The following is a 20,805-nucleotide window of genomic DNA, read 5'->3' as shown; positions in this document are numbered from 1 at the left end:
GCGTCACTCCCTTCTTGGTGACCGGCATCAGGGCAGGGTCCATTTCTGGTTGGCGCCGCCGTGGCAGGTCCACAGGTTCACGAGGGTGCCGTCCGAGGAGTTGGCGCCATTGACGTCCAGGCACTTGCCCGACCGCGGGTTCCGCAGCGACCCGTCCGAGGACGCCTGCCAGTTCTGGTTGGCACCGCCGTTGCAGGACCACAACTGGACCTTCGCCCCGTCCGCCGTGCTGTTGCCGCTGACGTCCAGGCACTTGCCCAGCGCCTTGACCGTCGAGCCCGACGCCACCGTCCACTGCTGCCTCGCCGCACCCGTACACGACGAGATCTGCACGGCCGCCCCGTCCGCGGAGCTGCCGTCACGGACATCCAGGCACTTGCCCGCGACCCCCACGATCGGACCCGCGGACGGGCCTCCCCCGGTGTCGAAGGTGAACGCGTCGACGTCGAAGAGGTATCCGGAGCCGCCGGCGAAGGTCAGATAGAGCGTGGTGGTGCCGGCCGGTGCCCCGGAGACCGAGCCGTTGACCGTGGTGAAGTTCGTCCACGAGCCGGTGACCGGGACGGTGGCGGTGCCGAGGACGGTGCCGGTCGGCGAGCCGGCCCGTACCTGCAGCGTGCCACCCGCGCCGGCAGACGACACCCGGGCACTGAACGACGTGGCGTTGCTCAGCCTGTACGGCTCGAACGCGATCCAGTCGCCGTTCTCGATGTCACCGACGGACTTGCCGCCCTCGGCGGTCGACTTGTCCAGGATGCCGATGCCGGACGACGTCTTGTGGTGTTCGGCCTGCCGGTGCTTGGGCTGCAGGATGTGCTGGGTGTGCGTGGTGAGCCCGGCGTTGTCGGTGTATTCGGCGTCGAAGACCCCGAAGATGTTCGCCGCGTCGTCGTGCTCACCGTCGACCGGGATGGTGATCGTGCCCGAGCACCCGGTCTTCGAGGTGACCGGGTGGCCGTGGCTGTCGTGACCGACGATGTACGTCATCTTCACCTTGGCGCAGTCGACGGTGCCGTCCTCCGGATCCGTCACGGTGACGGCGAACGGCACGGTGTCGCCGAAGGCGAAGATCTCCCCCGCGGCGGGTCTGTCGACGGTCACGGTCGGCGCGGTGTTGCCGACGGTGATCCGCACGTCGGCGGTGCCGGTGGCACCCTGCGGATCACGCACGGTCAGCGTGGCCGTGTAGTTCCCGTTCGTGTCGTACGTCTTCGTCGGGTTGGCGGCGGTGGAACCGGTGCCGTCACCGAAGCTCCATGAATAGGTCAGTGCTCCACCGTCGGGGTCGGACGAGCCGGCCGAGGAGAAGGCCACCGTCAGCGGCGCCGCGCCGGACGTCCGGTTGGCGCCGGCCACCGCCGTGGGCGCCCGGTTGCCGCCGCCGACGTAGTCGAAGCGGTACAGGGCGGAGTACTGGTCGCCCTGGTACAGCCCGGCGCCGTAGTCCAGCACGTAGTAGGAGCCGTCCGGGCCGAACGCCGAGTCGATCACCTGCTTGCCGGTCCAGGGGAAGCTGTCGATGGTCCCCGGGGAGCCGTCGGCGTTGAGGTGGATCGGCTTGATCCAGCCGCGGCCGAACTCCGTGGCGAAGAACTGCCCGTCGAACGACTGCGGGAACTTCGTGGGCGAGCCGAGGTCGGGGTCGTACCGGTACACCGGGCCCGCCATGGGCGACTCCGAGCCGCCGCCGAACGCCGGCGGGCTGCCGGCGTCGCCGCCGTAGCGGATCCAGGCGGCCTTGGCGGGGGGCAGCGTGCTCAGGCCGGTGTTACGGAACGAGTTGTTCGTCGCCCCGCCCGAGCAGTTGTACTTCGCGCCCGCCGTGTTGGTGGCGAAGTCCCACTCGGCGAAGGTCTCGGCGTTCGTGTTCGTGCCGTTGCAGTACGGCCAGCCGTAGAAACCGGGGCCCGTGACGCGGTTGAACTCGACCTGGCCCTGCGGCCCGCGCGCGGAGGTGGAGCCGGCGTCGGGGCCGTAGTCGCCGACGTAGACGACGCCGGTGGCCTTGTCCACGCTCATCCGGAACGGGTTGCGCAGACCCATCGCGTAGATCTCCGGCCGGGTCTTCGCCGTCCCGGGCGGGAACAGGTTGCCTTCCGGGATCGAGTACGACCCGTTGGCGTTCACCTTGATCCGCAGGATCTTGCCGCGCAGGTCGTTGGTGTTGGCGGCGGTGCGTTGCGCGTCGAACGCCGGGTTGCGGTTGGTCCGTTCGTCGAGGGGGGAGTATCCGGCGGACTCGAACGGGTTGGTGTCGTCGCCGGTGGACAGGTACAGGTTGCCTGCCGCGTCGAAGTCGATGTCGCCGCCGGCGTGGCAGCAGATGCCCCGGTCCGCCGACACGTCGAGAATGTCCACCTTGCTGGACTGGTTGATCGTGAAGTCGCCGTTGAGCGTGAACCGGGAGAGCCGGTTGACACCCTGCCACGCCGACCAGTTGCCGCCGGTGGTCGGTGCGTCGCCGCCCGGCGTGGACAGCGGCGGGGCGTAGTAGAGGTAGATGTGCCGGTTGGTGGCGAACCCCGGGTCGATGCCGATGCCCTGGAGGCCGTCCTCGTCGTGCGTGTAGACGGGGACGGTGCCGATGACCGTGGTGGTGCCGTTGGCGTCGGTGCGGCGCACGGTTCCGTTGCGGGCGGTGTGCAGCACCGACCGGTCGGCGAGTACGGCCAACGACATCGGCTCGCCGACCTCCGGCACCCCGCGGGCCAGTTGGACCTGCTGGAAGTCGGCGGCGTTGATCGGGTGCGCCGAGGCCGGCGTCGCGCCGGACAGGTTGGCGGTGAGAGCGGCCGCGACCAGGAGCAGAGCCGAAGCGATGGCGGGCCAGCGTGTGGCCGCGACTCTCCTGATATTCATGGACATGACAATGCCGTCCCCTTCCTGAACAGATGACTGCCAGGCCTGGGGCGCGCGCTGCCGCGCCGATGCCGTAGCGGAATGCCGATGCTTGGCGGAACGTCGCCGCTTCGGCCCGCCAGGGGTGCTTCGGCGGGCCACTGCGCCGAGCGGGGGCAACCGCTCGGAAACACCAGGAGTCGATGGCTACCGCGCTGTCGGGTCACACCGACGATCCTGATGGGTTGTCAGCAAGGCTAGGAGACGTCGGCCCGAGGTGTCCACACCTCCCTCCGGACCAATTTGACACTCAGGTCCCCCAACTCCCCTACTGATACGCTGCTTTGACTTTCAACAAGCGCCACTCGCACGCACTCCAGGCACCCCCTGACAGGAGACAGCAGCACGTGGACACCACCGGACCACGCACGGCCGAGAGCCTTGCCGCACGCTTCCACGACGTCGACTCCTCCGGCGTCCCCGAGGACTTCATCGCCTATCTGCGGAAGATGGAGGAGAGCGAGAGCGGTCGCGCGGTGCGGGAGACCACCTACCGCGCCCTGGAGGCCGCCGGGGGCAGGGGAACCGATGTCGGGTGCGGCGCGGGCCGCGCCGTGGCGGATCTCGTAGGGCTCGGAAAGGACGCGGTCGGCGTCGACAGCAGCCAGGCCATGGTCGACGCCGCTCTGGCCAGGTTCCCGGACTGCCGCTTCGTCCAGGGCAGCGCCTTCGAGCTGCCGTTCGAGGACGGTGAACTGTCGTGGTACCGGTCCGAGCGGACCTTCCTCCACTTCGGCGATCCAGCCGAGGCACTGTCCGAGGCCCGCAGGGTGCTCGAGCCGGGCGGGACCCTCGTGCTCGCGGACCCCGATCTCGGGTCGATGGTGGTGAGTTCACGGATTCCCGGCACGACCGAGGCGGTCAAGCACGCCTTCTGTTCGGCCGTCCCGAACCCCCACTCCGGCACCCGCAGCGCCTCCCATCTCGCCGACGCGGGCTTCACCGGCATCGAGGTCGTCCCCATCATGGCGGCGCTGAACGACCACGCCTCCGCGTTCGGCGTGGTCCTGGAACCGGCCCTCACGGCAGCGCTCACCCAAGGCGTCGTCAGCGAGGAGGAGGCTGCGCGATGGAAGGACGACCTGAGCGATCTCTCGCGCCGGAACGCCTTCACCGCGACGGCGACCTTCTTCGTCACCACGGCCCGCCGGGCGTCCTAGCCCTCCGGCGGTACCGCTCCCGCAGCCTGCGGCCCCCGGTCACGCAGTGATCCGATGCGAGCGGGTCGCCCGGGGATGTTCTCCCGGGCGACCCGGACCTCTCCCGGTCAGTCGGAGCGGAGCCGGAGCCGTTCCCGGAGCAGGTTCTTCCGCACCTTTCCGGTCTCGTTGCGCGGCAGTTGGGGCAGGAGTTCCAGGTGGGAGGGCAGGCACCATTCGCTCATCCCGAGCCCGCCGAGCCAGTCGCGCAGCCCTTCGAGGGTGGGCGTCCGCTCCCCCGGGACGACGACCGCGCAGGCGAGCTCGCCGCCGTGGCCGTCCGGGTAGCCGACCAGGGCGACATCCCGTACGTCGGGATGGTCCAGCAGTGTCGACTCCACGTCACCGACCGGGATCATGATGACGCCGATCCGGTCCTCGGCACGGCCGTGGAGCCGGATGCCGCCGTGGCCGTCCGGCGCCGCGAGGTCGCCGGTGTCGTACCAGCCGTCGTCATGTTCGGCCAGCACGGTCAGACGGCCGTCGTCCCGGCCCCAGGTGGCCAGGCACAGCGAAGGGCTGCGCACGAAGAGACGCCCGGGCCGGTCGTCTCCGATCGGGTGGTCGGCCCGCAGGTCGATCTCGTGGCCGGGCGCGCACCGCCCGACCGTGCGTCCGGCCAGCTCCGGGGGGTCTCCGGCGCGGGTGAAGGTGTTGGCGCCCTCCGTCATGCCCCAGCCGACGTCCAGGGGGATTCCGAAGGTCTCCGTCACGCGCCTGAACAGCGGCTGCGGGACCGTGGTGCCTCCCGCACGGATGATGCGCACGGTGTCCAGTCGCCGCGAGGTGCGTTCCATCGCGTCGATCAGCGCGGACAGATGGACCGGGACGATGACCATCCACGTGACCCGGGCCCGCTCCAGGAAGGGCACGACGGCGTCCGGCGCCCAGCGGCCGGTCATGACCGCGCACCCTCCGCGGTGCAGCGGCATGAAGATCCCCATGGTGAGGCCGACGATGTGCGTCGCCGCGTTCGGTGAGTAGACGCGGCTGTGCGGGCCGATGCCGTCGGCGGCCGCGACGGGGGCGTACCAGGCGTACAAGGTGTTGAGGGTGTGCAGCACGGCCTTCGGCTCACCCGAGGTACCGGAGGTGAACAGCACCAGGGAGACCCGGTCCGGGTCCACCACCGACGGATCCGGCAGGGTGGCGTGCTCCGTGTGCTCGAAGTACGCGCGGAAGTCGAGTTCGCCGTCGTCCGCGTCGGCGGTCCGCTCGCCGAGCACCACGCGGTGGCGCAGTGCGGGCAGCCGGGGTGCCATCTCGGCCAGCGCCGCGGCGTGCTCGAAGTCGTCCCAGCGGTCGACGGTCACGCAGACCACGGCGTCCAGCCGGCGCAGCATCCGCTCCAGCTCACGGGGGCGGAAGGCGCACATGATGGGCGCGGCGACGGCCCCGAGCCGTGCACAGGCCAGGAGCAGCGGTCCCACCTGCCAGACGTTCGGCACCTGCATCGCGACGACCTGACCGCTGCGCACCCCCAGCGCGTGCAACGCGCCGGCGAAGCGGTCCACGTACTCGGCGTACCGGGCGTAGCTCATCTCCACGAGGCCCTGGTTCTCCGTGGCGGTCTCCGGCACGAGAAGGGCAGGGGCGTCGGGGGTCTCGGCACTCCACCGCGCCAGGTCGTCCAGGAGGGTGTCGGCGCGCCAGAGGCCGTCCTTGCGGTACCGCTCCACGGTGTCGGCGGACGGGCGTAACGTGGTGATCGGGTTCACAGGTCCACTTTCATAAGGTGATCGCTTCATTCGAGGGTGCCGCCCGGACCGTGCCGGTCACTCCTGGCCCAGTCCCTCGCGCCAGCTCGGCCGCAGCGGCTTCCAGCCCAGAGCCGTACGGGCCCGGTCGTTGGCCGCGCCGTGGGCGGCGGTGAGTTGATGGGCCGGGTACCAGCCGAGCAGCCGGGGCGCGAGGTCCGCCGGGACCGTGCGAGGGGCCGGGCCGTCCAGCGCCCGGGCGTAGTGCGGCAGCCACTGCGCGGCCGGGGCCGGGTCGTCGTCCGTCACGTGGAACACCCCGGTGGCCTCCGACTCGACGGCGGCCACCGTGGCCCCCACGGCGTCCTCCACGTGCAGGAACGACGTGATCCCGGCGCCGTCCCCGGCCAGCGGGAACTGTCCGGCCCGCACCGCCTGGGCCGCCCCGCCGTCGCGGGCGTACAGGGTGCCGGGGCCGTACAGCGTGCCGTACCGCAGTACCGCGCCGGCGAGCGGCCCGCCGTCCAGAACCAGCCGCTCCAACTCGGCGACGGCCCGTACGGTGGCGGCCCAGCCGGGATCGGGTGCGTCCACGTACAGCGGCGCGTCCTCGTCGAGGACCGGGTCCTCCGCCGGGGCGGCCGCGAAGGCGACGGACTGCGCGACCAGCCGTCCCGCTCCGGCCTCCCGGGCCGCCTCCATCAGGTTGGCGGTGCCCTCGGTACGCAGCCGTGCGGTCAGGCCGAAGGCCGCCACCGGGTCCGCACCCATCAGGCGCAGCGCCGTCATCTGATGGACCACCACCTCGGGGCGGACGGCCGACACCGCCGACAGCAGGGCCTCGCGGTCGAGGGCGTCGGCGTACACGGTGCCGTCCGCCTCCGGAGCCTGCTCCCGCGACTCGGGGCGCACCAGCGCGCTCACCTCGTGGCCCCGCGCCCTCAGCGCTCCCACCAGGGGTTTCCCGATCACTCCGGTGGCCCCGGCGACGAGAATACGCATGATTCATTCCTCCGTATCGGTAGAGTCCGTATCGGTCGAGAAGGGGTGGGCGCACTGCCTCGGCGGACGGCACACCTTGTTCCGGCGGACCTCCTGACACGCCGTTCGCTGACGCGCGGCGTCGTCCGGGGTCGTCGCGTCGGAGTCGCGTGACGCGCGTGTTGGCGCCGGGGAGGGCTTGCCGCAGGACGGCAACTGCCGCACGGCGGGCGTGACGGCGGCGAACGGTGCGGGATCCCTCGCTGTCGATGCCAGGGACCGGGATGCGCACGGCTAAGTGGGACTCCACCTCGGTCACGCGTGGACACCGGCCGACGTCAGCCGACCTGACCGGCATCGCGTGCCCCGTGCTCGCATCCCGCCCGCCACTTCCCCACCCGAAGAGCATTGGTCGTACAACTTTCAAGAACCGCTGCGTTCTCAGCATTCCCCTTGTGATCACACGTTGGCAAGGCGTGGTCGCCGCTGGATTTTTATGCCACCGGGCGCATGGTTGCCGAGAGGGAATCGGCGGCCGTCGACCTCTCGGATCGACGGCGAACGCGCGTCCGGTGGGGCGAAACGAAGACCGCCTCCAGGTCGCTGCGCGTCCTGGAGGCGGTCGCCTTTCGTGTTCCTCGCCCCGCCCGACAGCCGTCTGCCGACGCGGAAGCGGGCGCCGTGCGTCGGCATCACGTGACGAGCACGTCGATCTTCGGCATCACGTGACGAACACGTAGGTCTCCGGCATCACTTCACGATCACGTAGATCTTGCGCACGGTCTCGATGGTCTTCCAGACACCGACGAAGCCCGGCTTCATGACGAAGCTGTCCCCCGCCCCGTAGAGCACCGGTTCGCCGCCTTCCGGCGTGAGTTCGACCAGTCCGGCGAGGATGTGGCAGAACTCGAAGGTCTCGCCCTTGACCGAGCGCGTCTCGCCGGGCGTCGCCTCCCAGACTCCCGTATGGATCATCTCCCCGCGGGCGATGTCCTGGGGCCAGGTCATGAAGGCGGGGTCGCCGGAGACCAGACGTTCCGGAAGCGGGCCGGACCGGTGCGGCGCGAAGGAGGGGTGGGTGTCGATGGTCTTCAGAAGCGTCATGTTCTTCCTTGCCTGGACTGGAGAACCGGTGGCCGCGACCTCGGTGGAGGAGCGGCCATGGCCGAGGAGAGGGGACGGCTGGGGCGAGGGCATGGCCGCCGTCAGCCCACGGGGACCGCGAGGTACTGGTACTCCAGGAACTCGTCGATCCCGACCCGGCCGCCCTCCCGCCCGAGACCGGACTGCTTGACGCCGCCGAAAGGTGCGGCCGGGTTGGAGACGAGGCCCGTGTTGAGCCCGACCATGCCGACCTCCAGCCGCTCGCTGACGCGCAGGGCACGGTCGAGGCGCTCGGTGAAGACGTAACCGACCAGGCCCCAGGGAGTGTCGTTGGCCCGGCGGAGCACCTCGTCCTCGTCGTCGAAGGTGAGGATCGCCGCGACCGGGCCGAAGATCTCCGTGTCCATCAGACGACTGCCGGGATCGACGTCGGCCAGCACGGTCGGCGGGTAGAAGCAGCCCGGCCCCTCGGGCGTACGGCCGCCGACGAGCACCCGCGCCCCGCGCCCCACGGCGTCGGCGACCAGCTCCTCCACCTTGGCCCGCCCGGTCCGGTCGATGAGCGGACCGACGTCGACGCCGTCCCGGGTGCCGGGGCCCACGACGAGCGCCCCCATGCGCTCGGCCAGCCGGCGTCCGAACTCCTCCGCCACGGACCGGTGCACGAAGAAGCGGTTGGCCGCCGTGCACGCCTCTCCCATGTTGCGCATCTTGGCGACCATCGCGCCGTCCACGGCCTTGTCGAGATCCGCGTCCTCGAAGACGACGAACGGCGCGTTCCCGCCCAGCTCCATCGAGGTCCGCACGACCGCCTCCGCGCTCTGGGCCAGGAGCAGCTGCCCCACGGCCGTGGAACCGGTGAACGACAGCTTGCGGATCCGCCCGCCGCGCAGGAGCGGTTCGCACACCTCCCCCGCACGGGAGGTGGTGACGACGTTCAGCACACCGTCCGGCAGCCCGGCCTCCTTCAGGATCGCGGCGAGAGCCAGGCTGGACAGAGGGGTCTGCGGGGCGGGCTTGAGCACCATCGTGCAGCCGGCCGCGACCGCCGGGCCGATCTTGCGGGTGCCCATGGCCAGCGGGAAGTTCCACGGGGTGATCAGCAGGCAGGGGCCGACCGGGCGGCGGGAGAGCAGCATCCGGTTGCGGCCGTCCGGCAGGACACCCGAGCCGCCGTCGATGCGCACGGCCTCCTCGGAGAACCAGCGGAAGAACTCCGCCGCGTACGCCACCTCGCCCCTGGCCTCGGCGAGCGGCTTGCCCATCTCGGCCGTCATCAGGTGGGCCAGTTCGTCGGTGCGCTCGATGATGATCTCGTAGGCGCGGCGCAGGATCTCGCTGCGGGCCCGGGGCGCCGTACGCGCCCACTCCTGCTGGGCGGCGACGGCCGCTTCCTCGGCGAGCATGGCGTCCTTGGCGCCGGCGTCGGCGACGTGGCAGAGGATCTCGCCGGTGGCGGGGTCGTCGACGGGCAGGGTGGCACCGTCCGCGGCGTCCACCCAGGCGCCGCCGATGAACAACTGCGTGGGCGTGTCGGTCATGAGTTCTCTCCTGGTCGTCCGGGTCGGTCGGCAGCGGGGTCGAGCAGTTCCGCGAGGTGCAGGGCACGAACACCCCGGTCACCGGCGAGGTGGTCGATCTGGGTGGCGCAGCTGAAGCCGTCGGCCACGACGACGGCCGGGGTGTCGGGCGTGATGCCGTCGAGGCGCGGCTTCAGGGCCAGATCCGCGACGGCCATCGAGGTGTCGTAGTGCTCTTCCTCGAAGCCGAAGTTCCCGGCGAGCCCGCAACAGCCCTCGGCCTCGTCGACCTTGCGTACACCGAGGCGGCCGAGCAGGTCGCGGGGGTGGCGGCCCTTGAAGGTGGCGTACTCGTGGCAGTGGGTCTGCAGGAGCACGTCGTCCGGCAGTTCCGGGGGCGTCCAGCCCGGTGCGGCGAGATCGGTCAGGGCTCCGGTGAGGGTGTGGACGCGGGCCGCGACGCGGCGGGCGGCCTCGGTGCCGAGCAGTTCGGGCACGTCCCGCTTGAGGGCGGCGGCGCAGCTGGGCTCGGCCACGACGACGGGCCGGTCGTCGCCGTTGTCGAGACGGGCGACCGTACGGGCCATGATGCGGCGAGCCAGGGACAGCTGTCCGGTGCTCACCCAGGTCAGGCCGCAGCACAGGTCGTCCTCGGCCGTGCAGGGGATGCCGGCGTCGGCGAGTACGCGGCTCGCGGCCCCGGCCACCTCGGGGCGGAAGGCGCGGGTGAAGCTGTCCACGAACAGCAGCGTCTTCGCCGGTTCGCCGGTCCTCGACGCCCGCAGGGCCCGGCGCACCGCGCGGCGGGAGGCGAAGGCCGGGATCCGGCGCTTGGTGGTGACCCCGCCGAGGCGCGCGAGCAGCTTCCCGACGGGTCCGCGCAGCAGCGCGTTCACCGGGCGGGCCATGTGGCCGACGAGCCTGGACGTCAGGGGGAGCCAGCCCAGCGAGTAGTGGGAGCGGGGCCGGAGCCTTCCCTTGTAGTGCTGGTGCAGGAACTCCGCCTTGTACGTGGCCATGTCGACGCCGACCGGGCAGTCGCTGGAGCACGCCTTGCAGGACAGGCACAGGTCGAGGGCGTCCCGTACCTCCGTGGAGCGCCAGCCGTCCTGGACGGTTCCGCCCCGCACCATCTCCTGGAGCAGACGGGCCCGGCCCCGCGTCGAGGCGTTCTCCTCCCCCGTGGCCCGGTAGCTCGGGCACATCACGCCGCCGGCGTCGCTGCGGCACCGGCCGACTCCGACACAGCGGCGTACCGCTCCCGCGAAGCCGTCCTCGTCGTGGGGGAAGGAGAAGAGGGTCTCGACGGGCAGCACCGTCGACGGGGTGTGCAGCGCCAGGTCGGCGTCGAGGGCGGCCGGGGCGACGATGACGCCGGGGTTGAGGAGCCCCTCCGGGTCGAAGACCTCCTTGAAGGCGGCGAACGTCCGGATCATCCGGTGGCTGTACATGACCTGCAGCAGTTCGCCGCGCGCCCGTCCGTCGCCGTGCTCACCGGACAGGGTGCCGCCGTGCTCGACGACCAGGGCCGCTGCCTCCGTGAGGAACCCGCGGGTGGCGGCCCGTCCCGCGTCCGTGGCGAGGTCGAAGTCGATGCGGACGTGGACGCAGCCCGCGCCGAAGTGTCCGTACAGCACGCCGGTCAGCTCGTGCGAGGCCAGCAGCTTGCGGAAGTCGCGCAGGTAGGCGGCCAGGTCCTGCGGGGCGACGGCCGCGTCCTCCCAGCCGGGCCAGGACTCGCCGCCGTCAACGAGCCGGGCGGCGAGCCCCGCCCCGTCCTCACGGACCCGCCACAACGAGCGTCGCTCGGCGGGGGACTCCACGACACGGCCACCGGTCGTCCGGCCCCGCGCCTCGAGTGCGGCCAGCAGTTCCGCCGCGCGGCGGCCCACCTCGGCGTGGTCGTCGCCTTCGAGTTCGACGTAGAGCCAGGCACGGCCCTCGGGAAGGCCGGTGACGGAGTCCGGACCGCGCCGGGCGCGCATGGTGGCGACGATCGCCTCGTCCATGCCCTCCACGGCGGAGGGGTTCCAGCGCAGGATCTCGGGGACGTCCTCGGCGGCGTCGACCACGTCGTCATAGCCGAGGGTGAGCAGGGCGCAGGCCTGTGCGGTCGCCACGAGGCGGACCGTCGCCGCGGTGACGACCGCACAGGAGCCTTCGGTGCCCACCAGCGCACGGGCCATGTCGAAGCCGTGCTCGGGCAGCAGGTGCTGCAGCTGGTAGCCGGAGACCTGACGCGGGATACGGCCCAGCTCGGTCCGGATCGGCCCCAGGTTGTCCGCGATCAGCCGGCGTACGTCCGCTTCCAGGCGGGCGACGGGTCCGGCGTCCCGGGGGTCCACCGGGTGCAGTCCGGCGTGGTCGGCGACGGCCCGCACGCCGTCGGCCGTCACGATCTCCAGCGCCTCGACGTGACCGCCGGTACGCCCGTCGCGCACCGACCGGTTGCCGCACGCGTCGTTGCCGATCATGCCGCCGAGGGTGCAGCGGCTGTGCGAGGACGGGTCGGAACCGAAGGTGAGCCCGTGCAGGGCGGCGGCGGACCGCAGCGCGTCCAGGACCACTCCGGCCTCGACGCGCGCGGTACGCGCCTCGGCATCGATGTCCAGGATCCGGTTCATGGACCGCGAGAGGTCCAGCACGACACCGGGTCCGACGGCGTTGCCCGCCATGCTGGTGCCGCCACCCCGCGGGGTGACCGGGACCCCCGCCTCGCGGCAGGCCCGCACGACCGCGACGACGTCCTCGGCGCTGCGGGGGAACACCACGGCCCGCGGCGGGACCCGGTAGTTGGAGGCGTCGTAGGCGTAGGGCCCGGTGGTGCCGGGGCCGGTCTCCACCCGCAGGCCGGGCGCGGTCTCGGCGAGCCGCGCGACCAGAAGCTCCAGGGCCGTGGTGGTGTCGCTCATCGCCGTGCCGCACCCGCTGTGCCGGCCTCGACCGCGGTCGCCCACGCCCGGAGACCCTCGTCCACCGCCGCCTCGTCGATGACGAGCGCCGGGATCATCCGCACGACCTGGTTCCACGCGCCGCACAGCAGCAGGAGCAGGCCCTCGTCGACGGCGGCGCGCTGCACGCGGGCGGCGGTCTCGGGGTCGGGACTGCCGTCCTCGGTGACGAACTCGGTGGCCAGCATCAGCCCGAGCCCCCGCACATCGCCGATCCCCGGCGTCCGGTCGGCGACCGCCTCCAGACCGTGGCGGAGCCGCTTGCCCATCGCCTCGGCGTTCTCCACGAGCCGCTCCTCGCGGACGACGTCGAGGGTGGCGCAGGCAGCGGCGCAGGCGACGGCGTTCGCACCGTACGTGCCGCCCTGCGAGCCGGGCCACGCCTTGGCCATCAGTTCCTCGGAGGCGGCGATGCCCGACAGCGGGAAGCCGCTGGCCAGGCCCTTGGCGGTGACGAGGATGTCCGGGGTGACACCGAAGTGGTCGTGGCCCCAGAAGCGGCCGGTACGGCCGACGCCGGTCTGCACCTCGTCGAGGACGAGCAGGAAGCCGTGCCGGTCGGCGCGCTCCCGCAGGCCCTCCATGAAGGTGCGGTTCGCGGGGACGTAGCCGCCCTCCCCGAGGACCGGCTCGACGATGATCGCGGCCGTGTCGGCGGGCGAGGAGATCGTCTGGAGGATGTAGTCCAGCTCGTTCAGGGCGAAGCGGGTCGCGGTCTCCTCGTCCCAGCCGTAGCGGTGGGCGGCGGGGAAGGGGGTGACGACCACACCGCTCATCAGCGGGGAGAAACCGGAGCGGAAGCGGGTGCCGGAGGTCGTCATGGACGCGGCGGCGACCGTACGCCCGTGGAAGCCGCCGTGACAGACGATGACGTTGGGGCGCCCGGTGGCCTGGCGGGCCAGCCGCAGCGCGGCCTCCACCGCCTCGCTCCCGGAGTTGGTGAAGAACAGGCTGTCCAGACCGGTGGGGAGAACCTCGCCCAGCTTCTCGACGAGGCGGCGCAGCGGCTCGTGCATGACCGTCGTGTACTGGCCGTGGATCAGCGAGCCCACCTGCTCCTGGGCCGCCGCCACGACCTTGGGGTGGCAGTGGCCGGTGCTGGTGACACCGATCCCGGCGGTGAAGTCGAGGTAGCGGCGGCCGTCCTCGGCGAAGAGGTGGACGCCCTCACCCCGGGCCGCCACCACGGGCGTGGCCTGGCGAAGGTGCGGCGACAGTGCGGTCATGTTCGTCTCCCGGGCCTCGGTACTCCGTCTGCTGCGGTCTCCCGAGCATCCCGGCGGGCGCGGGGTGCGCCAACGCGCGATCTGTCCGGCCCGGACGCCACATCCGGACGTTGTGTCAGCCTCGTCGGCACACACGCCGGGGGCCGATCGCTCAGGGACCTCTCTTGCGCAGGTCAGAGAGGCTTGTCACAGTGGCCGGGCACTCCCCCGGGCTCCGGGCCGAGTTCGAGCAGGGACCCTCATGGAGAGACCGTGAACGACAACCACCCGGCCGGTCAGGGGCCCACCCGTCCGCTCACCGTGGCCGATGTCCTGGCGCTTCCCGTGCTGGCCGCGGGACTGCCCCGGGTCGTGACCGGCGTGTCGGGCCTGGACCGACCGGTGCGGTGGGTCCACATCACCGAGCTGACGGACCCCGCGTCGTTCCTCAAGGGCGGCGAACTCGTCCTCACCACCGGAATGCCCCTGCCGCAGGACACGGCCGGCGTGCGCCGGTATGTCGACGAACTCGCCGACGTCGGCGCCGCGGCCCTGGTCATCGAACTCGTACGCCGCTACCACCGGCCGCCGGACGCCCTCGTCGACGCCTGCCGCCGTCGCGGCCTGCCCCTCGTCACCCTGGCCGAGGACGTCAACTTCCTGGAGGTCACCCAGGTCGTGCACGCGCTCCTGCTCGGCAACCAGACGGAGGCGATGCGGCGCACGCAGCGCATCCACGAGGCGTTCACCACCCTGACGCTGCGCGGTGCCGGGCCTGAGGACGTGGTGCGAGCGGCGGCGGAGATGAGCGGGCGGACGGTCGTCCTGGAGAACCTGGTGCACCGGGCCCTGCTCTGCGAGCCGTCCGGGCTCACGGTCGAGGAGGCACTCGCCGACTGGGAACGGCGCTCCCGGGCGACCGGGGCCGGTGACAGCACGGCGGTGAGCGGTCCGGAGGGCTGGCTGACCGCCTCCGTCGCGTACCAGGGCGAGCGCTGGGGCCGCGTGGCCATGCTCCCGGCGCGCACCGAAGGTGCGGCGTTCGGGCCGGAGGAGATCACCCTGCTGGAGAGGACCGCGATGGCCCTGACCGTCGCACGCCTCATCCACCCCGCGCCCTGGGAGCGCACGGCGCACCGGAACGCCCTGCGCGACCTCGTCGAACAGCGCCACCGCTCCGCGGGCGACGCCCGCGCCCGGTGCTCCGCACTGGGTCTGCCTGCCGATCGCAGCCACTTCGTCGCCACCTTGGTGGACGTGCCCGCGGGGGAAGGGGTGACCGGGATCGAGTCCCGTCTGTCGCAGGAGCTGAGCAGGGCGGGCGCGACGGCCCTGGTCGGCGAACTGGCACCCGACCGCCTCGGCATCCTGCTGGCCCTGCGCGCCTCCCGGACCTGGCGCCCCCTGGTCGAGCAGCTGTCCGCCTCGGTGCTGGGCGTGGTCCCGGAAGCGGTCGTGAGCGTGGGCTCCGAGGTCACGGACCTCACCGAGACCGCCCGCTCCTTCCGTGAGGCGGACCGCGTCGCCGAGGCCACCCCGCCGCGTCAGCCCCTGCCGACGGACCGCTCCTTCCACGAGCTGTCCGACATCGGTCTGCGCCGCCTGCTGTACGCCGTCCGTGAGGACGCCCGCATCCAGGAGTACACCGAACGGCAGCTCCGACGTCTCGTCGACCACGACACCCAGCACGGCACCGACCTGCTGACGACCCTGCGCCACTACCTCGACGCGGCCGGCAACAAGACGACCGCCGCCCGTCGGGGCGGCCTCTCCCGCGAGACCATGTACCAGCGGCTGCGCACCATCGAGCGTCTCCTCGGCCGCGACCTCGAATCGGGCGACCAGCGCACGGAGCTGCACGTGGCACTCACGGCCCTCGACGTGCTGCGATCCGGCTGACACGGCGTCCCGGCCCGGCCGACGCCGACGCGCGGAGGTGCGTCTGCCGGTGAAGCGGCCGATCGTCCGCGCCCGTACGGCAGCAGGGCCCGGACCACGTGTCGTGGTCCGGGCCCTGCCTCCGTACGGTGCCGCCCCGGGCGGCGGTGCGTCAGCTCTGTGCGGTGGTGTCGTCCGTCTGCCCGGCGCTCTCGTCCGTGTCCGCCTTCTCGCGCATCTTGCGCACCAGCTCCGCCTTCTGCGCGGCGGCGTTCTGGCGGTCGAGGTTGCGGTGCGGGCCGTTGTTCTGCCGTTCGGCGCGGGACAGCTTCTTGCGCTGGCCGCCGCCCATGCCCACGGGGTTGTTGATGTTCTTGCTCACGGGTTCTCCCTGAAGGGTGTGCGGTGATCCGCGGATTCCTCGGTGGGGACGGGCGCGGCGACGTCGCAGGACGTCAGCAGGGGCCCGTCACGCTCTCACTCGTACATCTGCGTCTGGAAGAACATGAGCAAGACGTTACCTGGTGGTGTCGCCTTCGCACACCACGTTTCCGCGTCCCGGTGTCCGCCCGGTGCTCGCGCACGGCCTCGCCCGTGACGGTCACCGGGGCCGCCCGGCGCTGACCGGATACCCTGCGGGGACAACGGTCCGGGCCGGCAGGGGGAAGCGTGAGTGACACCAGCGACACCCGAGCCGCCGAAGGCGCGGCGCAGGCTCCTCCGCCGAGCCTGCTGCACCGTCTGATGCGGTACCTCCCCCTGGTCGCTCCCGTCCTGCTGTGGGCCGTGCCCTGCTGGGTGCTGCTGCACGCCGGCCAGCGCTGGCCGCTGCCCGTCGCGCTCGTCGGCACCGTCGTGTTCGTCCTCGGTCTCGTCGGTATGCCACTGGCGATGGCACGCAGCCACGGCCGGCGCCCACGGGACCGGACGGAGATCGTGGGTGGCACCCTGCTGGGCGTCAGCTGGGTGCTGTTCACCTGGTCCGTGCTGCTCGGGATCCTGCTGCGGCTCGCGCTGCGCGTGGCCGGCGTCGGGGACGGCCAGGACCGGGCCCGGATCGTCACCTGGGCCGTCGTCGGCTCGGCCGCCGTCCTGCTGGCCTGGGGATACGCCGAGGCCCGCCGCGTGCCACGTGTGCGCCGGCTCGACGTGCCGCTGCCGCGGCTGGGAGCCGGGTTGGACGGGACGCGCGTCGTCCTCATCACCGACACCCACTACGGCCCGCTCGATCGCGCCCGTTGGTCGGCACGGGTGTGCGAGACGGTGAACACCCTGGACGCCGATCTGGTCTGTCACACCGGCGACATCGCGGACGGCACGGCCGAACGCCGCCGTGCCCAGGCCCTCCCGCTCGGTACCGTGCGGGCGACCCGGGCCCGGGTGTACGTCACCGGCAACCACGAGTACTACAGCGAGGCCCAGGGCTGGGTCGATCTGATGGACGAGCTGGGCTGGGAGCCGCTGCGCAACCGTCATCTGCTGCTCGAACGCGGAGGCGACACGCTCGTGGTCGCCGGCGTGGACGACGTCACCGCCGAGTCCTCCGGCCTGGCGGGCCACCGTGCCCACCTCGCCGGAGCCCTGGACGGTGCCGACCCCGGCCTGCCGGTCCTGCTGCTGGCCCACCAGCCCAAGTTCGTCGACCGGGCGGCGGCCGCCGGCGTCGACCTCCAGCTCTCCGGGCACACCCACGGCGGTCAGATCTGGCCCTTCCACCACCTGGTCCGCCTCGACCAGCCCGCCCTCGCCGGACTCAGCCATCACGGAGCCCGCACTCTCCTCTACACCAGCCGCGGCACCGGCTTCTGGGGTCCTCCGTTCCGTGTCTTCGCGCCCAGCGAGATCACCCTGCTCGTGCTTCGCTCCCCGCGGTCGCCCGCCTCGCCGTGACACCGGGCGCCCGGGACGGCATCCGGGCCGTGCGGCAGGCACGCCGACGGGGTGGAGCCGGGATCGTTCCGGCTCCACCCCTTGGTGCGGGCAGGTCATGAGAACTGTGCGAAGAACCTCCAGATCTCTGCCTTGGTCCAGGTGGTGACGCCACTCTCGCCGGAGGAGCCGTCGACCGGGCCCGGGATGTGGCCTCCGTCGAACGCGGCCCATTGGACCGGGTATCCGGCACGGCAGCCCGCGTAGGCGGTGGTGATGTGGGTGCGGCTGCCCGGCGCGGGTTCGCGCGGGCTCTGGGGGGTGCAGCCGTTGTTGCCGACGAACTTGTCGCGCAGGGACCGTCCTTGTCCGATGTTGAGGACGGAGTCGCCGACACCGTGGATGCCGAGGTAGGCGATGGGCTGGGAGCCGCCGTCGCACCCGCTGATCTGGGCGCCCGAGATGACCGCCACGGCCCGGAAGACGTTCGCCCTGCTGCAGGCGAGTGCGTAGCTCATCCCGCCGCCCCAGCTGAATCCCGTGGCGAAGCGCTGTGCCGGGTTGACACAGAGGCCGCCCTCGATGCGCCGGATCATGTCGTCGACGAAGGTGACGTCCTCACCGCCCGCGTTGCCCCAGCCGTTGCCGAGGCCCTGCGGGGCCACGAGGATCGCGCTGTTGCCGGACTGTTCCTGCTGGCCGTAGTAGGACCAGGCGCTTCCGCTGGTCCCGCCCGAGGCGACGTCGCCGGCGGTTCCGCCCCGCCAGTGGAAGGCGAAGATCAGCCGGTAGGGGCGGCTGTTGTCGTAGTTGGCGGGAACTCTGAGGATGAAGCTGCGGCTCTTGCCGCCGCTCTGGATCGTGTGCGTGCCGCTCGCCAGTGTCGGGGCGTTGCCGCATCCGCCCGCGCCGCCGCCGGACGACATCTTGATCATCTGCCATTGCTGGTTGGCGCCGCCCCAGTCGGTGTACTGGACGACGTTGCCGCCGTCGGCGGTGGAGGCACCCTGCACCTCCACCGCCTTGCCGCTGCCGCGGTTGATCAGCCGGACGTGGCCGGCGTCGGAGTCGGCCAGGCGGAACTGCTGGTTGGCCCCGTTGTGGTCGGCCCACTGCTGGATCGCGGCGCCGTCCGCGGTGGAGGCGCCGGCCACGTCGAGGACCTTGTCGGAATGCCGGGCCTTGAGGCGGTAGAAGCCGTCGCCGGAGTCCGTGAAGCGCCACTGCTGGTTGGTGCCGTCGTTGCGGGTGCGCTGGCTGACCCGCGTGCCGTCGGCGGTGGAGGCGCCGGTGACGTCCAGGGCCTTGCCGCTGTTGCGGTTGACCAGGACGTACCAGGCGTTGGTGTCCACCGTCGCCGCCGCGGCGGGCGCCGGGTGCGCCGCGGCGAGCATGCCGATCGCAAGGGTGGCCGCCACCAGCGCGGCGACCCGGGACCACCAGCGGTGTCGTGCTGGAGCGGCGGGATGGGCCGCACCGTGGGTCTTCATCGGTTCACCCTTTCGTCGGTGAGGGATCCCCTCAGGTGCGGGACCAGCGCTGGCTGTTGCCGCCGGAGCAGGAGGAGAGCTGGATCAGGGTGCCGTTGGCGGTGCCGCCCGACGCGGTGTCGAGGCAGAGGCCGGACTGGACTCCGGTGACGGTTCCGTCGGAGTTGAGGCGCCACTTCTGGTTGTCGCCGCCCCAGCAGCCGTAGATCTGGACCTTGGTGCCGTTGCCGGTGCCGGCGGCGTCCAGGCACTTGTTGCCGTAGACCCTCAGCTCGCCGGCGGAGGTGAACGTCCACTGCTGGTTGGTGCCGGTGTGGCAGTCGTACAGCTGGACCTGGGTGCCGTCGGTGGTGCTGCTGCCGGGCACGTCCAGGCAGCGGCCCGAGCCGACGCCCTTGACCGGCCGGGCGTCCGCGGGGGGCGTGGGGGTGCCGCCGTTGAGCGCGTTGAGGACCGAGGTGTAGGCGGGCTTCTTGGCGCCGCCGCCGGTGAACAGCAGCGGTGTCTGCTCCGCCCGCCAGGAGTCGGTGTCGCGCACACCCCAGACGGTGATGCCGAGGCAGCGCGGGACGGCCAGGCAGTCGTTGGTCACGTTGGCGTAGGTCGTGCCCGAGGCGCCCTGGATGTCGAGTTCGGTGATGGCGACATCGACGCCGAGAGCGGCGAAGCTCTGCAGGGTGGTGCGGAAGTTGCTGTTGTAGGGGCTGTCGTTGTTGAAGTGCGACTGGAAGCCGACGCAGTCGATCGGTACGCCGCGCTGCTTGAAGTCGCGGACCATGGAGTACATGGCCTGGGTCTTGGCCCAGGTCCAGTTCTCGACGTTGTAGTCGTTGTAGCAGAGCTTGGCGGCCGGGTCGGCGGCGCGCGCGGTGCGGAAGGCGACCTCGATCCAGTCGTTGCCGGAACGCTGGAGGTTGGAGTCGCGCCGGGCTCCTGAACTGCCGTCGGCGAAGGCCTCGTTCACGACGTCCCACTGGGCGATCTTGCCCTTGTAGTGGGCCATCACGCCGTTGATGTGGCCGATCATGGCCTGGCGCAGGGTGCTGCCGCTGAGGCTCTGCATCCAGCCGGGCTGCTGGGAGTGCCAGGCCAGGGTGTGGCCGCGCACCTGTTTGCCGTTCTGCACCGCCCAGTTGTAGACGCGGTCGCCGGCGGTGAAGTTGAACTGACCGCGCTGCGGTTCGGTGGCGTCGATCTTCATCTCGTTCTCGGCGGTCACCGAGTTGAACTCACGGTTCGCGATCGTCGTGTACGCCGAGTCGCCGAGCCGGCCGGAGGCGATGGCGGTGCCGAAGTAGCGGCCGTTCTGTGCCGCGGCGGCGCCGAGCGTGCTCTCGGCGGCGTGGGCGGCCGGTGGCGTGACCAGCGCGGCGACCGTGCCGAGGACGCTGACGAGCAGCGTCAGCAGCAGACCGCGGATCTTTGGGCGGACGTCGGGTCCGCGAAGGGCGTAGGAGCCCATGACTGTGCCTCCAGACAGGGTGGACATCACGGAAGGATCGAAAGCGCGGGGGGTGGCGCTACGGGCATGGGGGTGCTCCCTCGCGGCTCGCCGGGTCGGCCGCCGCGCAGGGGGTGGCGCCGGTGCTGCGAAGGACGGATCCGCGGATCCGCGTGCGGCGGTGCGGGGTCGGCCGTGCGGCACAGCCGTTCGGGGCGACGTGGTCCGGGATACCGAACCGCGGTCGGTCACTCAGAGAGGGATGATTGAGGGATTGACAGTGAATCGTCAATACTCGTCACAGAGAAAGTTTCCGTCGCGGGATCGAATCTTTCGGAAACACGCCGGGCGACCGAACGCCGCTCACTCGACTCCCCTTCGCTCCATTCCCCTTGAATGGGCGCGCCCTGCCGCAGAACCTCCGCGACGCCACGAGGAGCGGTTTGTAGACAGATCGGCGAGAGCCCTTGACCGAAGGAGTCTCCATTCCTAGCTTGTGGCGTCAAAGGTTCGGTTCACTCTTCGAATGTTTCGAAGCTGTTCCCGCTTCCCGGTACGACCGCTCCGCTGAT

13 protein-coding genes are annotated in these 20,805 nt (G+C 71.6%); 3 read left to right on the top strand and 10 right to left on the bottom strand.

The features are described 5' to 3' along the window. Nucleotides 1-27: 27 nt before the first annotated feature. On the bottom strand, nt 28-2,865 hold the full coding sequence (locus tag SCAB_RS37995) for an RICIN domain-containing protein (RefSeq protein WP_013005348.1): 2,838 nt from the start codon (nt 2,863-2,865) through the stop codon (nt 28-30). A gap of 380 nt (nt 2,866-3,245) precedes the next feature. Here SCAB_RS37995 and SCAB_RS43905 point away from each other — a divergent pair, with 380 nt between their 5' ends. Continuing rightward, nucleotides 3,246-4,058, top strand: a complete 813-nt coding sequence (locus SCAB_RS43905; protein WP_013005347.1) for a methyltransferase domain-containing protein — start codon at nt 3,246-3,248, stop codon at nt 4,056-4,058. Nucleotides 4,059-4,165: 107 nt separating this feature from the next. On the opposite strand, the gene SCAB_RS37985 is transcribed toward SCAB_RS43905, so the two are convergent. The 6 genes from SCAB_RS37985 to SCAB_RS37960 all read right to left on the bottom strand — a co-directional run bounded on the left by SCAB_RS37985 (nt 4,166) and on the right by SCAB_RS37960 (nt 13,576). Then, nucleotides 4,166-5,815 carry an AMP-binding protein gene (locus SCAB_RS37985; protein WP_013005346.1) on the bottom strand — a complete coding sequence of 550 codons (1,650 nt, stop codon included), beginning with the start codon at nt 5,813-5,815 and terminating at the stop codon, nt 4,166-4,168. Between the two features lie 57 nt (nt 5,816-5,872). Next, nucleotides 5,873-6,796, bottom strand: a complete 924-nt coding sequence (locus tag SCAB_RS37980; protein ID WP_013005345.1) for an NAD-dependent epimerase/dehydratase family protein — start codon at nt 6,794-6,796, stop codon at nt 5,873-5,875. A gap of 729 nt (nt 6,797-7,525) precedes the next feature. Continuing rightward, on the bottom strand, nt 7,526-7,879 hold the full coding sequence (locus SCAB_RS37975) for a cupin domain-containing protein (protein ID WP_041670104.1): 354 nt from the start codon (nt 7,877-7,879) through the stop codon (nt 7,526-7,528). A 101-nt stretch (nt 7,880-7,980) separates the two neighbouring features. Further along, on the bottom strand, nt 7,981-9,420 hold the full coding sequence (locus tag SCAB_RS37970) for an NAD-dependent succinate-semialdehyde dehydrogenase (RefSeq protein ID WP_013005343.1): 1,440 nt from the start codon (nt 9,418-9,420) through the stop codon (nt 7,981-7,983). Next, nucleotides 9,417-12,311, bottom strand: a complete 2,895-nt coding sequence (locus tag SCAB_RS37965) for an FAD-binding and (Fe-S)-binding domain-containing protein (RefSeq protein ID WP_013005342.1) — start codon at nt 12,309-12,311, stop codon at nt 9,417-9,419. The genes SCAB_RS37970 and SCAB_RS37965 overlap by 4 nt, the downstream gene beginning before the upstream one ends. Then, complete coding sequence (locus SCAB_RS37960; RefSeq protein ID WP_013005341.1) at nt 12,308-13,576, bottom strand: aspartate aminotransferase family protein; 1,269 nt, start codon at nt 13,574-13,576, stop codon at nt 12,308-12,310. Before SCAB_RS37960 ends, SCAB_RS37965 begins: the two co-directional genes overlap by 4 nt. Nucleotides 13,577-13,828: 252 nt before the next feature. Between SCAB_RS37960 and SCAB_RS37955 the strand changes: the two genes are divergently transcribed. Continuing rightward, nucleotides 13,829-15,454 (top strand): PucR family transcriptional regulator, encoded by a 1,626-nt coding sequence (locus tag SCAB_RS37955; protein WP_013005340.1) that lies wholly within the window; start codon nt 13,829-13,831, stop codon nt 15,452-15,454. 151 nt (nt 15,455-15,605) lie between these two features. Here the strand turns inward: SCAB_RS37955 and SCAB_RS37950 are convergent, their stop codons facing one another. Then, nucleotides 15,606-15,815 carry a DUF6243 family protein gene (locus SCAB_RS37950; RefSeq protein WP_013005339.1) on the bottom strand — a complete coding sequence of 70 codons (210 nt, stop codon included), beginning with the start codon at nt 15,813-15,815 and terminating at the stop codon, nt 15,606-15,608. 287 nt (nt 15,816-16,102) lie between these two features. Here SCAB_RS37950 and SCAB_RS37945 point away from each other — a divergent pair, with 287 nt between their 5' ends. Continuing rightward, on the top strand, nt 16,103-17,323 hold the full coding sequence (locus SCAB_RS37945) for a metallophosphoesterase (protein WP_041670102.1): 1,221 nt from the start codon (nt 16,103-16,105) through the stop codon (nt 17,321-17,323). Between the two features lie 95 nt (nt 17,324-17,418). Here the strand turns inward: SCAB_RS37945 and SCAB_RS37940 are convergent, their stop codons facing one another. Together SCAB_RS37940 and SCAB_RS37935 are read right to left on the bottom strand one after the other, a co-directional pair. Beyond that, complete coding sequence (locus SCAB_RS37940; RefSeq protein WP_037727773.1) at nt 17,419-18,723, bottom strand: RICIN domain-containing protein; 1,305 nt, start codon at nt 18,721-18,723, stop codon at nt 17,419-17,421. Nucleotides 18,724-18,823: 100 nt separating this feature from the next. Beyond that, a complete protein-coding gene (locus tag SCAB_RS37935; protein ID WP_041670100.1) occupies nt 18,824-20,254 on the bottom strand; it encodes an endo-1,4-beta-xylanase in 1,431 nt (476 codons plus the stop codon). Nucleotides 20,255-20,805: the final 551 nt, after the last annotated feature.

Origin of the sequence: Streptomyces scabiei 87.22, assembly GCF_000091305.1 — a bacterium.
GTDB classification, from domain to species: domain Bacteria; phylum Actinomycetota; class Actinomycetes; order Streptomycetales; family Streptomycetaceae; genus Streptomyces; species Streptomyces scabiei.
Note: the sequence above shows the minus strand (reverse complement) of the source record. Positions and strands in the feature narration are given on the sequence as shown.